General features: G+C 71.8%; 16 protein-coding genes and 1 tRNA gene. 5 read left to right on the top strand and 12 right to left on the bottom strand.

Annotated elements, in window-relative coordinates; translation table 11 throughout:
* On the bottom strand, positions 1-846 hold an 846-nt coding region (locus AB0M20_RS09570), incomplete at its 3' end, for a Gfo/Idh/MocA family oxidoreductase (protein WP_364296280.1).
* A 61-nt stretch (positions 847-907) separates the two neighbouring features.
* Between AB0M20_RS09570 and AB0M20_RS09565 the strand changes: the two genes are divergently transcribed.
* The 3 genes from AB0M20_RS09565 to AB0M20_RS09555 are packed head-to-tail and all read left to right on the top strand — an operon-like array spanning position 908 to position 3,654.
* Positions 908-1,897: a LacI family DNA-binding transcriptional regulator gene (locus AB0M20_RS09565; RefSeq protein ID WP_364296278.1), complete on the top strand. Its 990-nt coding sequence runs from the start codon at positions 908-910 to the stop codon at positions 1,895-1,897.
* A 12-nt stretch (positions 1,898-1,909) separates the two neighbouring features.
* Positions 1,910-2,713 (top strand): MOSC N-terminal beta barrel domain-containing protein, encoded by an 804-nt coding sequence (locus AB0M20_RS09560; RefSeq protein ID WP_364296276.1) that lies wholly within the window; start codon positions 1,910-1,912, stop codon positions 2,711-2,713.
* A 53-nt stretch (positions 2,714-2,766) separates the two neighbouring features.
* The gene (locus tag AB0M20_RS09555) at positions 2,767-3,654 is read left to right on the top strand and encodes an expansin EXLX1 family cellulose-binding protein (RefSeq protein ID WP_364296274.1); all 888 of its coding nucleotides are present in this window, start codon (positions 2,767-2,769) and stop codon (positions 3,652-3,654) included.
* 16 nt (positions 3,655-3,670) lie between these two features.
* Here the strand turns inward: AB0M20_RS09555 and AB0M20_RS09550 are convergent, their stop codons facing one another.
* The gene (locus AB0M20_RS09550; RefSeq protein ID WP_364296272.1) at positions 3,671-4,165 is read right to left on the bottom strand and encodes a hypothetical protein; all 495 of its coding nucleotides are present in this window, start codon (positions 4,163-4,165) and stop codon (positions 3,671-3,673) included.
* Between the two features lie 15 nt (positions 4,166-4,180).
* On the bottom strand, positions 4,181-4,699 hold the full coding sequence (locus AB0M20_RS09545) for a GNAT family N-acetyltransferase (protein ID WP_364296270.1): 519 nt from the start codon (positions 4,697-4,699) through the stop codon (positions 4,181-4,183).
* A 41-nt stretch (positions 4,700-4,740) separates the two neighbouring features.
* Here AB0M20_RS09545 and AB0M20_RS09540 point away from each other — a divergent pair, with 41 nt between their 5' ends.
* Entirely contained in the window at positions 4,741-5,430 is a 690-nt protein-coding gene (locus tag AB0M20_RS09540; protein WP_364296268.1) for a nucleotidyltransferase domain-containing protein, read from the top strand.
* Between the two features lie 42 nt (positions 5,431-5,472).
* Here the strand turns inward: AB0M20_RS09540 and AB0M20_RS09535 are convergent, their stop codons facing one another.
* Positions 5,473-6,078, bottom strand: a complete 606-nt coding sequence (locus tag AB0M20_RS09535) for an SAM-dependent methyltransferase (RefSeq protein WP_364296266.1) — start codon at positions 6,076-6,078, stop codon at positions 5,473-5,475.
* A gap of 22 nt (positions 6,079-6,100) precedes the next feature.
* Here AB0M20_RS09535 and AB0M20_RS09530 point away from each other — a divergent pair, with 22 nt between their 5' ends.
* Positions 6,101-6,388, top strand: a complete 288-nt coding sequence (locus AB0M20_RS09530) for a DUF1905 domain-containing protein (RefSeq protein WP_364296264.1) — start codon at positions 6,101-6,103, stop codon at positions 6,386-6,388.
* On the opposite strand, the gene AB0M20_RS09525 is transcribed toward AB0M20_RS09530, so the two are convergent.
* From AB0M20_RS09525 to AB0M20_RS09490, 8 genes are all read right to left on the bottom strand, one after another.
* Positions 6,378-6,842: a DUF1203 domain-containing protein gene (locus AB0M20_RS09525; RefSeq protein WP_364296262.1), complete on the bottom strand. Its 465-nt coding sequence runs from the start codon at positions 6,840-6,842 to the stop codon at positions 6,378-6,380. The two genes, AB0M20_RS09530 and AB0M20_RS09525, sit on opposite strands and share 11 nt — an antisense overlap.
* Before the next feature lie 82 nt (positions 6,843-6,924).
* Positions 6,925-7,007 (bottom strand) — tRNA-Leu (locus AB0M20_RS09520).
* A 108-nt stretch (positions 7,008-7,115) separates the two neighbouring features.
* A complete protein-coding gene (locus AB0M20_RS09515) occupies positions 7,116-8,708 on the bottom strand; it encodes a methyl-accepting chemotaxis protein (protein ID WP_364296260.1) in 1,593 nt (530 codons plus the stop codon).
* A gap of 62 nt (positions 8,709-8,770) precedes the next feature.
* Positions 8,771-9,244, bottom strand: coding sequence for a thioredoxin-dependent thiol peroxidase (gene bcp / locus AB0M20_RS09510; protein ID WP_364296258.1), 474 nt, complete (start codon positions 9,242-9,244; stop codon positions 8,771-8,773).
* Positions 9,241-10,137: a hypothetical protein gene (locus AB0M20_RS09505; protein ID WP_364296256.1), complete on the bottom strand. Its 897-nt coding sequence runs from the start codon at positions 10,135-10,137 to the stop codon at positions 9,241-9,243. Before AB0M20_RS09505 ends, bcp begins: the two co-directional genes overlap by 4 nt.
* A gap of 41 nt (positions 10,138-10,178) precedes the next feature.
* Entirely contained in the window at positions 10,179-10,895 is a 717-nt protein-coding gene (locus AB0M20_RS09500) for a thioredoxin domain-containing protein (protein WP_364296254.1), read from the bottom strand.
* The gene (locus AB0M20_RS09495) at positions 10,892-11,362 is read right to left on the bottom strand and encodes a MauE/DoxX family redox-associated membrane protein (RefSeq protein WP_364296252.1); all 471 of its coding nucleotides are present in this window, start codon (positions 11,360-11,362) and stop codon (positions 10,892-10,894) included. Before AB0M20_RS09495 ends, AB0M20_RS09500 begins: the two co-directional genes overlap by 4 nt.
* 97 nt (positions 11,363-11,459) lie before the next feature.
* On the bottom strand, positions 11,460-11,802 hold a 343-nt coding region (locus AB0M20_RS09490), incomplete at its 5' end, for a sigma factor-like helix-turn-helix DNA-binding protein (protein ID WP_364296250.1).

Here is an 11,802-nt window from a genome sequence, read left to right as displayed (position 1 = left end):
CTGATCGCCCCGCACCGTCTCGGTGCTGCGACCACCGGCGTCGGAGAAGGACATGGTGGTGCGCCGGCCGTCGCCCATCGTCGCCATCCCGCCGGGACCGAACACCTCGCCGCGCACGTCGTATCCGTACGCGGCCTCGAAGCACGCCTCGGCCGTTCCGATCGCGCCGTTGTCGAACCGCACCGTGACCAGCGCCGTGTCGAGGAGGCCCCGGTCGCGCCAAGCCGGCTCGACCAGCGCGTCGGCGATCGCGTGCACCTCGACGGCCTCGGCGCCCGGGTTGAGGAAGCGCAGCGTGTCGAAGTCGTGGATCAGCGTCTCGTTGAAGATGGTGCCGGCCGCCACGCGCGACGGGTCGAAGCCGCCCGGGTCGCGGGTCACCGACCGCAGCAGCCGCGGCGGGCCGATCCGCCCGCTGTCCAGTAGCGCACGGGCCGCCTGCCAGTCCGGCGCGAACCGGCGGTTGAACCCGACCTGCAGGACCACGCCGGCCGCGCGAGCGGCGTCGATGGCGCGATCGGCGTCGGCGAGAGTGAGTGCCATCGGCTTCTCGCAGAACACGGCCTTGCCGGCCTCGGCAGCCGCGACGACCAGGCCGGAGTGGAACCGTGCAGGGGCGGCGATGACCACGGCGTCGATCTCCGGGTCGGCCCACGCCTGTGCCGCGTCCGTGTAGGCGCGGTCGGCCCCCAGGGCGGTGGCGAGCGTGTCGGCCGCACCCGGCGCGGGGTCGGCGACCGCGACCAGCCTCGCGTCCGGCAGGCGGCGGCTCACCGTCCCGCCGTGGAAGGAGCCCATCCGGCCCGAGCCGATCAACGCGATCCCGAGTTCCCTGGAACGTTCCATAAGAAGAGCGTGCGGCATGCGGCGGGCGGAGTCAATGGAACGTTCCAGTTATCGTGGTGCGATGGAGAACAGGCCGACCCTCGCCGATGTCGCGGCCCACGCCGGTGTGTCGAAATCGCTGGTGTCCCTGGTGATGCGGGGCGAGCCCGGCGCGAGTGCCGAGACCCGCAGGCGAGTGCTCGACGCGGCCGGCGCGCTCGGCTATCACCCGGACAGCCGGGCACGGCTGCTGCGCAGCGGGCGCAGCCGCCTGCTGGGGGTGGTGTTCGGCATCCAGCACGCCTTCCACGCCGACCTGGTCACCGCCCTCTACTCGGCCGCCCGCGAGACCGGCTACGAGCTGGCGCTCAGCGCCGTGACCCCCGGCCGTGACGAAGCCGAGGCGACGGCCGGTCTCCTGCAGGACCGCTGTGAGGCGCTGATCATGCTCGGCCCGCAGACGCCGGCCGCGGGCCTGGCCCGGCTGGCCGCCCGCCTGCCGGTGGTCGTCCTGGCCCGGGGCGTCCGGGACGAGAGCGTGGACGTGATCCGGACGGCGGACGCCGAGGGCCTGCACCAGGCCGTCGACCACCTCGCCGTCCTCGGTCATCGGCGGATCGTGCACATCGACGGCGGCCGGGCGCCGGGCGCCGCGGAACGACGCCGTGGCTATCGCGCGGCGATGAACGCCCAGGGCATCGGCCGGCACATCCGGATCATCCCGGGCGGCCTCACCGAGGAGGACGGCGCGATCGCCGCCCGCGAGATCGGTGGCGACACGACCGCCGTGACCGTCTTCAACGACCGGTGCGCGACGGGCGTGCTGGACGTGCTGGCCCGCCGGGGTGACAAGGTGCCTGGGGACGTCAGCGTGGTCGGCTACGACGACAGTCACCTCGCCCGCCTGGCCCACGTCGACCTGACCACGATCGCCCAGGACACCGCGGTCATGAGCAGGCTGGCTGTGCAGCGGGCGATCGACCGCATCGACGGTGCACCGGTCGCGCAGCGGGCCGTCGTCGTGCCGCCCCACCTGGTGGTGCGGGGAACCACCGGCCCGCCGAGGGCATGAGAGGCTGGGCTGATGCGGATCTCCTCGCTGCACACGTACCCGATCAAGGGGTCGCACCGCAACGACCACGACGAAGCCCTCGTCGAACGCCAAGGTCTCGCCGGTGATCGCCGCTGGATCGTCGTCGACGCCGCCGGGGTCGGCATCACCCAGCGTGAGACTCCGCTGCTCAGCCAGCTCGATGTGACGCCCGTCGAGGGCGGTCTGGTCGTCCGGACCGCCACCATGCCCGATCTGCACGTGGCCGAGCCGGTCGACGGGCCGAAGGAGTTCGTCCGCGTCTTCTCCAACAAGCCACCCGCGCCGGCCAGGATCGCCGCGGACGACGGCTGGTTCGCCACCTTCCTCGGCCGGCCCGCGCGGCTGCTCTGGCAGGAGGACCCGGCCGGGCGCCCGGTGGTCAACAACTCGCAGGAGGGTGACCGGGTGAGCATGGCCGACGGTTACCCGCTGCTGGTCACGACCGAGGCGTCGCTCTCGACGCTGAACGACTGGCTGGTCCAGGAGGGCGAGGAACCGGTGCCGATGACCCGGTTCCGGCCCAATGTGGTGGTTCGCGATGCCGAGCCGTGGGCCGAGGACGACTGGCGCGGACACGTCGTGCACCTCGGCGGCGTGTCGTTCCGCGCCGCCAAGCCGTGCGCCCGCTGCCTGGTCACCACCATCGACCAGGAGACCGGCGTCAAGGGCCGCCAGCCACTGCGCATCCTGGGCAAGTACCGGAACCTGCCGGACGGGCTGATCTTCGGCATGAACCTCATCCCGGACGCCACCGGAACCATCCGGGTGGGTGATCGGGTCACTCCCGCGTCTTAGGTCCGTCTTAAGTTCATTGCTCCCGGCGTACGCGCCCCGAAGGATCGGTCGGCGTGACCGCACACCGCCTGTTCTCCGCCCGATGGCTCACTACCGGCGGCGCCGTGATCCTGGCCGCCGTCCTGGGTGTCGCGATCCTCCTTCGCCAAGGTGACCCGGCATGCGCCGCGGCCGCCGCCAAGGCCACGTTCTTCGACCTGAAGGGCACCGGCCACTGCTCGTTCCCGAAGCCACCCGCCGACGACCTGTTCGTCGCTCTGGGCCATGGCGTCTACGACGACGCCGCGCCGTGCGGGAGCTACTACGACGTCACCGGTCCGAAGGGGAAGGTGCGGGTCAAGGTGATCGACTCGTGTCCGGAGTGCGCCGACAACCACCTCGACCTGAGCCGCACCGCGTTCAAGAAGATCGCGAACGAGGTCGACGGGCGGGTGCCGATCACGTTCAAGAAGGTGCGGTCACCGCGAGTGCCGGGCCCGATGTCGGTGCTGATCAAGGAGGGCGCGTCGCAGTACTGGTTCGCCGCCCTGATCGACAACCACGCCAACCCGCTGACCACGGTCAAGGTGTCCAACCGCGGCGGCGCCTTCAGATCCGCCCAGCGCGCCGACTACAACTACTGGATCATCGACGGCGGCGCGGGGTCCGGTCCGTTCACCATCAAGATCACCGATGTGTACGGGAAGACGAGCACGCTGTCCGGCATCAAGATGAAGCCCGGCGTGACCCAGAAGGCCGGCGGCGTCACGACCAGCCAGGCGGCCCCGAAGAAGAAGCCGATCGCCAAGAAGAAGCCGGCCGCGAAGAAGTCGCCGGCGCCGTCGCCGTCGGTCTCGAAACCCGCGCCGGTGCTGGAGTCGGTGACCGCCACCAGTGCCGCGCCGCCGCCGATTGCTCCGCCGGCTGCGCCCGCGCTCACCGCCAAGTCCTGCGGGACCTGACGGCCTCGCCGCCGGATCAGGTGTGGGGCTGACCGTCCTGCGCCTGCTGGGACCCGCGCAGGGCCTCCAGCCGCTCCTGCGCCCGCCGCACCGCCGCGCGTGACCGCTCCAGGAACGCGTCGCTGCGGTCCACTCGGGAGATCTCGCGCGCCAGCGCCTCACCGATGCGCTCGGACGGATCGACCCGCGCGGAGAGGTCGCCGGCCTCCCGGGCGTCCAGCTCACGCTCCCGCGCGGTGGCGGCCCGCTCCCGCGCGTCGGCCCGGGCATCCCGCTGGTCCGCCGCCCGGTCCCGCTGGTCAGCCTCGTGGTCGCGCTCCTCAGCCTTGGTCTCGCGGCCGATCAGCTCCCGCTCGATCTCGGCCAGCCGCGCGGCGCGCCCGGCGAGGGCCGCATCGAGCGTGCCGAGCCGCTCCTGCCACTCGTCGAGCAGGCGTTCCCGCTCGTCCAGCGCCTCCGCCCGGGCGCGCAGGTCGCTGTGGCGCGACTTCCACTGGTCCTCCGACAGCACCCCTCGAATATAGGGTCAGCGAAGCTCCCGCCACATGACTATCTCGTCGCGGTCGTCGCCCGGCCCGACCCGCAACGCGGACGGCACCCGGCCCACCTCGCGATAGCCGAACCGGGCGTAGAAGTCCTCGGTCCCACTCCCGCTGCGTACGGTGACCTGAAGAGCGTCGAGGTCCATCTTCCGGGCCACCGCCTCCGCCTGGAGCATCAGCGCCGACCCGTACCCGCGGCCCTGGCTCCCAGGGGTGACCATCACCCGTTTGAGAGTCCGCCAGTGCTGCTTGAGGAAATGCCCGTTGTCGGCCACGAAGAGCAGCGCGACCAGCTCCCCGTCGTCGAATCCGGCCAGCAGGCGATCGGTGCCGGCCTGCACGGCGTCGAGTGAGCGCTCGGCGGTCGGCCGCACGTCCGCGGCGGTCACCGGCGGCACGAACCCGACCGCCCCACCGGTGTTGGTCACGTCCACCCAGAGCTTCAGCACCCGCTCCCGCAGGTCGTCGGTCAACGGCGGATCCAGCTCGAACGACAACGACATGCCACCATCATCGCCACCGGCGCGTCCGGGAGAATGGCCGAGTGACGACGCTGACAGTCGAGGAGTTCGGAAGACGGCTGCGGTCGCTCGGCCCGGTCAGCGATCTGCTCGTCGCCGGTTCACTGGCGACCGGCGACCACATCCCCGGCGTCAGCGACCTCGATCTGGTCGCGATCGTCACCGGCCCGGTCGACCCGGCGGCGGTCGCGGAGATCCACGGCACGTTTGACGAGGGGCTCAAGCTGGGCTGCGTCTACGTCGACGAGCGCACCCGCCTCGACGTCGAGGTCAAGCATCCGACGTGGACACACGGGCTGTTCGTGCAGCGCATCCTCTCCGGCGTGACGCGTGCCGAGCTGGTGCGGCACGGGTACGCGGTCTTCGGCCGCCCGCCGCTCGAGCTCTTCCCGCCGATGTCCGACGACGACCTGCGCGCGGCCGCCCGGGCCGAGCTGGCCGACTACTGGAGCTGGGCGGCCCGCCGGCCGCGGCTGTGGCGCGACCCGGCCATGGCCGACCTGAGCCTCACGTCGATGGCCCGCGGACGGCACACGCTCGCGCACGGGTCGCTGCTCACCAAGTCCGCGGCGATCGAGGAGTCCGCCGCTCCGGAGTGGCTGCGCGCCCAGCTGCGCGCCCGCCGCCGCGGCGAGCCGGTCGTCTCACCGCGATGGCGCACGGCGCTGATCGCCTGGCGCGACGTCCGCCGCACGGTCGCGTCCCTGTCCTAGCGAGATCCGCGTCGTCCATCCACAGTCGAGCCCACACTCGATCTAGGCGGCGCGGCGGAAGATGTCCAGGACGAACCACTCGTCCTCGTGGTGCACCAGCCGGACCAGCTCGGGGCGGGCGGCCAGCGCCAGGTGGACGTTGAAGCCGTCGTAGTTGCCGCTGTTCTCACGGTCGCGGAAGTGCACCGCGACCAGGTCGCCGTCGGTCTCCAGCCGGGATACCAGCCCGTTGAGGGTCGCCTCCAGGTCGGCGGCGCTCAGGTAGTAGAGCAGGTCGCCCACGACGATCAGGTCGAACGTGGCGTCCGGCAGATCGGCGGGCAGCGTCGCCGGCTCAGCGCGTACCCCGGGGAGGTCCTTGATCTGCTCCTGGGTCTGCGCCACGGCGGAGTGGACGCTGTCGACGGCCAGGAGCTGGTCGCAGCGGGTGGCGAGCATGATCGTCAGCAGGCCGATCGAGCAACCCGGCTCGTAACCCGAGCGGTACCGCGGGCGCCGCAGGCTCGCCATGGTCACCGCGTACTTGCGCTGGTCATGCCACTTGGTTGCGACGTCCCACGGGTCGTCCTTGGCCAGGTACATGTTGGTGAAGTGATCGGTCGAGACCGACGTTTCGGGTGGTTGGGCGTCACCCTGGGTTCGTGGCACCCGCGCATTCTAGGGTGATCGCATGGAGCTCGAGTTCAGCGGTGAGGTGTGGTACTGGCGCGGGCCGGCGCCGTTCCACTTCGTGACCGTGCCGGACGAGCAGAGCGCGGCGCTGGAGTCCGCATCGGGTGAGGTCAGCTACGGCTGGGGGATGATCCCGGTCGCGGCCCGGATCGGCGGGACGGACTGGACGACCTCGCTGTGGCCGAAGAACGGCGGCTACATCGTGCCGCTGAAGGACAAGATCCGCCGGGCCGAGGAGATCGAGCTGGGCGACGTCGTCACGGTCCGCCTGTCCGTCAGCGTGTGACCGCGAACATGAAGCAGCCGTACGCGATGTTGCGGCTGTGGATCTCGACCACCTCGGGATGGTCCAGGATGGCCTTGATCTGGCCCTCCGGGTCGGCGCCGTCGTGGGTGCGGGTGGACGGGTGGATCCAGCCGCGCTCGTCGTAGGCGCGCAGCACCTGCGGGCGGCCGTACCAGTCGGCGGGGTAGCCGGCGGAGGACGCCGGGCCGTCGCACGCCTCGGCGTGGGCGAAGACCGCACCGATCTCGCGGTACGGGCTCGCGGCCGGCAGCACCGGCTCGTAACCGAACAGGATCAGCCGCTCACCGGCGGCCGCGTCGCGCAGGCAGCACCGCACCGGCTCGCCACCCGAAGCCTCGACGTGCGCGACCGGGTTGCCCGAGGTGTCTCGTCCGGACCGGCGGACCTCGTCGAGCAGCGGGCCGGGCAGCGCGTGGATCTGGTAAGTGGTCATGCCTCGATCGTGCTCGCCCGGGCCGCCGCGGTCTGGCGGCCATCGGACCTTGCTTTGTATTTCTGGCTCTCGTGCATCTCGGTGCGGAAGGGGGGACTCGAACCCCCACGCCCTCACGGACAAAGGCTCCTAAGACCTTCGCGTCTGCCATTCCGCCACTCCCGCCGGCGCTGCCGAGTCTAAACACTTCCCGGACCCGGAAAACAGCAGGCCACGGCGGCCGCCTCGCGGATCAGGCCGCAGGACGACCGCCGTGGGTCGGCGGCGATGCGCTCAGTAGCGGAACATCGCCAAACTCGTGCGCAACCGGCCGGCCACCTCGGCCAGATCGGCGGCCGCCGCGGCGGTGTGCGAAGCCGCGCCGGTGGTCTCCTCCGCGGCCTCGGCCACCTCGGCCACGTTGGCGGTGATCTCATCGGTCCCGGCGGCGACGTGGCCGACGTTGCGGCCCATCTCGCCGGTGGTCGCGGTCTGCTCCTCCACCGCCGCGGCGATCGCGGTCTGCGTCGCGTTGATCTGGTCGATCACCGCGCCGATCTCGGCGATCGCGGTGACCGCCGCGGCCGAGTCGGCCTGGATCGCACCGACCCGGGCACGGATGTCCTCGGTGGCCCGCGCGGTCTCCCCGGCAAGCTCCTTGACCTCGCCGGCGACCACCGCGAAGCCCTTGCCGGCCGCCCCGGCCCGGGCCGCCTCGATGGTGGCATTCAGCGCCAGCAGGTTCGTCTGCCCGGCGATCGACGTGATCGTCTTGATGACCGAGACGATCTCCGCGGACGACTCGCCGAGCTTGCGCAGGATGTCGCCGGCCTCGCCGGAGATCCGCACCGCCGTGCCGGCCACCTCGGCCGCGCTCGCCGTGCTGCGGGCGATCTCGCCGATCGAGCTGCCGATCTCGTCCGCGCCGCCGGCGACGGTCGCGATGTTCCGGCTGATCAGCACCGACGCCTCGGAGACGGCGCCGGCCCGCGCGGCCGACCGGGCCGCCGACGAGCTCATCCGCCCGGCCACGCCGGTCAGCTCGGCGGACGAGGAGGAGAGCGTGTCGACGTTGTCGCTGATGCCGCGGAGCATGCCGGTGAGCCGGTCGAGCGCGGCGTTCAACGCGCCCGCCATGCGGCCCACCTCGTCCCGGCCGGCCACCTCCAGCCGCTGGTCGAGGCGGCCGTCGGCCAGGCCCTCCAGCACCTCGACGGTGCGCCGCAGCGGCCGGGTGAGCGCCCGGCCGACCATCAGCGCGAGCACGACCGCGATCAGCAGCGCGCCGCCGATCAGCACGCCCACGGTGATGCGCGCGCGGCCCGCGGTGGCTCGCGCGGCGGCCATCTGCTGCTCGGCGGCGGTGTCCTCGGCACGGGCCAGGTTGTTCAGCGCGCCGGTCATCGCCTCCGCGTACGGATCGACCTGCCCGTTCTGCGCGGCCAGGTAGCGGTCCAGATCGCCGGCCCGGGCGGCCGGGACCAGCGCCGTGTCACGCGTCTCGCGGAACCCGGTCAGCGCGGCGACGAACGACCTCCGAGCTGTGCTGTTACCGGCCGCTGAGCCGTCCGCGACGTAGTCACGCCACGCGGCGTCGATCGCCGCGTCGAGCTGGCGCACGGACTGCTCGATGTTGCCCACGTCGGCGGCGGGGGAGTGCAGGATCAGCGTGGCGGTGAGCGCACGGGCCTGCTGCACGTCGGCCCGGACCTCGCCGATCAGCCCGGTGGCCCGCAGGTTGGTGCGGTAGACGTGCTCGAGCCGCTGGTCCGCGCGCTCGACCTCGGCGAGCCCGGTGACGCCGATGGCCACCATCAGGGCGCACAGGACACCGAAGCTGACGAACAGCTTCTGCGCGACGGGCAGGTTGCGTAGCGGACTCGGCATGAATGCTCTCCGGGCGGTCGTGGCGGGGCTTACCCACTTATCGGCACGCCGCCCGGAGAACTTCAGTCGATTCCGAGATCACGCCTCAGCTTGGCGACATGACCGGTCGCCTTGACGTTGTAGAGCGCCTTGTCGATCTTGCCGTCCTCGTCGATCACGAAGGTGGAGCGGATCACGCCGGTGACCGTCTTGCCGTACATCTGCTTCTCGCCGAACGCGCCGTACGCCGTCAGCACGCTCTTGTCCTGGTCGCTGACCAGCGGGAACGTGATGGCGTCGCGCTCGCGGAATTTCGCCAGCTTGGCCGGGGCGTCGGGGGAGATGCCGACCACCTCGTACCCGGCGGCCTGCAGCGACCCCAGCGAGTCGCGGAAGTCACAGGCCTGGGTGGTGCAGCCGGGCGTCATCGCGGCGGGGTACGCGTACAGCACCACCTTGTGTCCCCGGAGATCCTTGAGCGAGAGGCTGTCGCCGTTGTCGGTCGGCAGCGTGAAGTCGGGCGCGGCGTCGCCTGCCGCCAGGCGGGATGCGGTCATGCGACGACCCTATCCACTTTTCTGAGCCGCACCGTTCCGGCGGCGGCCATGCCCAGACCGGCCCCGATGGCGAGCATCACGGCGGCGCGGGCGATCCAGTACGGCCCGGCCACCGGCACCACCGCCGCGCCGAAGACGCTCACGTCGACCAGGCCGCCGAAGATCGCCAGCACGATGCCGCCGAGCGTGACGACGAAGGGCGACTGCCGGACGGCGACGGTGACGATGCCGAACAGGCCCGCGGCGAACATGACCACCGGCGCCGCCGACTCGATGGTCTGCAGCACGCCCGTGGCGATGAGGGCCACGCCCGCGACGCCGCCCAGCCAGGGGAAGCGGAACGCCAGCAGACCGGTCAGCAGCACGCCGGCCCACCACAGCCAGGCCCGCGGCGGGGGCAGGTAGTCGAGCGTCCCGCGTACCTCCAAGGTGGTCGCCTCCTGCCGCAGCGGTACCACCCAGTCACGGATCCGGTGCGTGCCGCCGGGATCGGCCGCAGCGGCCGGCGGCAGGCCGTCACCCATCCAGTGCGTGCGCTGATCGTGCCAGCGCACGGTCCGGTCGCCCGAGACCCGCCGCCACTGCGGTGGCGCGGTCGCGTCGGCATCCGCCGGCACCGGGGTGTCCCCGGCCAGGGTGCGGTTGAGGTACGCGGCCGGCGACCGCACGTTCTCGTACGTGCCGTCCGGCCGCACCTCGAGATAGGGCTCCTCCGAATACCCGAGCACCTCGACCGTCCGCCCGGTGTCGTTGGTCAGCTCGAGCCGTGCGCCGGCCTCGATCGCGGCGACGGACAGCCCCGGCGTCGCGGGCGTGACGCCGCCGACCCGCGTGCGGAACGACGTTGAAGCGGGGGTGTCACCACCGTGGGCGGACGCGGGAGCGGCTGGCACCAACGCACCCGCCGCGACCGCCAGAATCAGGAGGGCACGCCTCACCCGACGGCTTCGGTGAGCTCGGCCGGCGTCGGGTTGGTCAGCCGCTTGCCGTTGACCAGCACGGTCGGCGTCCCGGTCACACCCTTGGCGGAGGCCGTCTCGGTCACCTTGGTCACCCACGAGTCATATCTTCCGCTGTTCACCGCATCGGTGAACGTGCCGCCGGCCAGCCCGACGGTCTTGCCCAGCTCGACCAGCTTCGCGTTGTCCAGCCCGTTGCTGCCCTCGCTCGGCTGGTTGTCGAAGAGCACCTTGTGATACTCGGTGAACTTGCCCTCGGCCGCCGCCGCGGCCGCCGCGCCGGCCGCCCGCGTCGAGTAACGCGTGCCGTTCGACTTGTCGTCCAGGATCGCGATCGGGTGGTAGCGGACGGTCACCTTCTTGTCCGCGATCAGCTGGGTTAGCGTGGCGCCCGACGACTTCTCGAACTCGTTGCAGATCGGGCACATGAAGTCCTCGTACACGTCGACCGTCACCGGGCCGTCGCCCGCCGCGAACGCCGTGCCGTCGTCCACCGCGCTCGCCGGGGTCACCGCTCCGGCCGTGTCGTCCCGGTGGCTGGCGTAGAAGCCGTAGCCGATCAGGCCGGCGAGGACCAGCACCGCGACCACGGCCACGGAGGTCCACAGCGTGATGGACCGGCGTCTCGCCTGCGCCTTCTGCTGCTCGACGATCCGCTTGGCGGCGGCGCGCTCCTTGGTGCCTTTGCTCATCGCGCAACTCCCATCAGAAGCCCGTCCATCGAGATCCGGGTGCGCGGACGCCACAGCAGAACCCCCGCCAGCACCAGGAAGCCGGCGTCGCGCGCCAGCTCCCACCCGTACTCCGGTGTCTGCCCGGCGCCCAGCGCACCGCCCTTGCTGAAGCAACCGCAGTCGATCTGCAGGCCACGCGCCCAGGCCGACACGATCCCGGCCATGAAGATGACCAGCAGCACCGCCGAGATGCCCGCGCTGAGCCGCACGGCCAGGCCGATCAGCAGCAGGAGGCCGAGCGCGATCTCCAGGAACGGCTGGATCGCGCCGACGACCTGAGCCGCCGAGTAGGGCATCAACTGGTACGCGTTCACGGCGCGGCCCGAGGCGGCCAGATCGGTCACCTTGAGCCCGCCGGCGATGATCCACACCGCGGCGAGCCCCAGGCGCGCCGCCGTCGAGATCCAGGACCAGGCCGTCTCCACCGTCACGCCCCTTTAGTCGCGGTCCACCGACCCGAGGTTCCCGCAATCTGCTGGGGGTTCGCTGCGGATCGGCTGAACGACGACTGGACGCGCCCGGTCAGCTCGCCTGTGCCTTGGAAACTGCCTCGGCCAGCTCGTCGCGGGCGCGGGCCACGCGGGACCGGATCGTCCCCACCGGAACGTCCTCGATCTCGGCCGCCTCCGCATACGACAACCCGAGCACCTGGGTCAGCACGAACGCCGTACGCCGCTCCTCACCCAGCCGCCCCAGCAGATCGGCCGCGCCCAGCCGCTGGCCCGGCTCAGGCTCGGGCGTCGCGGTCCAGGCCTGCGCCTCCAGGCGCAGCGACAGCCGCCGCCGGCGCACCACCGAGCGCAGGTGATCGGCGCAGGTCCGCCGCGCGATGCCGAGCAGCCAGGTCCGCACGCCGGACCGTCCC

The sequence above is a fragment of the Actinoplanes sp. NPDC051633 genome, assembly GCF_040681735.1.
GTDB lineage: Bacteria > Actinomycetota > Actinomycetes > Mycobacteriales > Micromonosporaceae > Actinoplanes.
The sequence above is the reverse complement of the archived record's forward strand: the minus strand, read 5'-3'. Positions and strand labels throughout refer to the sequence as shown.

Excerpts from the sequence above, each read along its gene's own strand:
- AB0M20_RS09565 (WP_364296278.1), top strand. The coding sequence starts at position 908 with ATGGAGAACAGGCCGACCCTCGCCGATGTCGCGGCCCACGCCGGTGTG.
- AB0M20_RS09560 (WP_364296276.1), top strand. The coding sequence starts at position 1,910 with ATGCGGATCTCCTCGCTGCACACGTACCCGATCAAGGGGTCGCACCGC.
- AB0M20_RS09545 (WP_364296270.1), bottom strand. The coding sequence starts at position 4,699 with ATGTCGTTGTCGTTCGAGCTGGATCCGCCGTTGACCGACGACCTGCGG.
- AB0M20_RS09530 (WP_364296264.1), top strand. The coding sequence starts at position 6,101 with ATGGAGCTCGAGTTCAGCGGTGAGGTGTGGTACTGGCGCGGGCCGGCG.
- AB0M20_RS09525 (WP_364296262.1), bottom strand. The coding sequence starts at position 6,842 with ATGACCACTTACCAGATCCACGCGCTGCCCGGCCCGCTGCTCGACGAG.
- AB0M20_RS09515 (WP_364296260.1), bottom strand. The coding sequence starts at position 8,708 with ATGCCGAGTCCGCTACGCAACCTGCCCGTCGCGCAGAAGCTGTTCGTC.
- bcp (WP_364296258.1), bottom strand. The coding sequence starts at position 9,244 with ATGACCGCATCCCGCCTGGCGGCAGGCGACGCCGCGCCCGACTTCACG.
- AB0M20_RS09500 (WP_364296254.1), bottom strand. The coding sequence starts at position 10,895 with ATGAGCAAAGGCACCAAGGAGCGCGCCGCCGCCAAGCGGATCGTCGAG.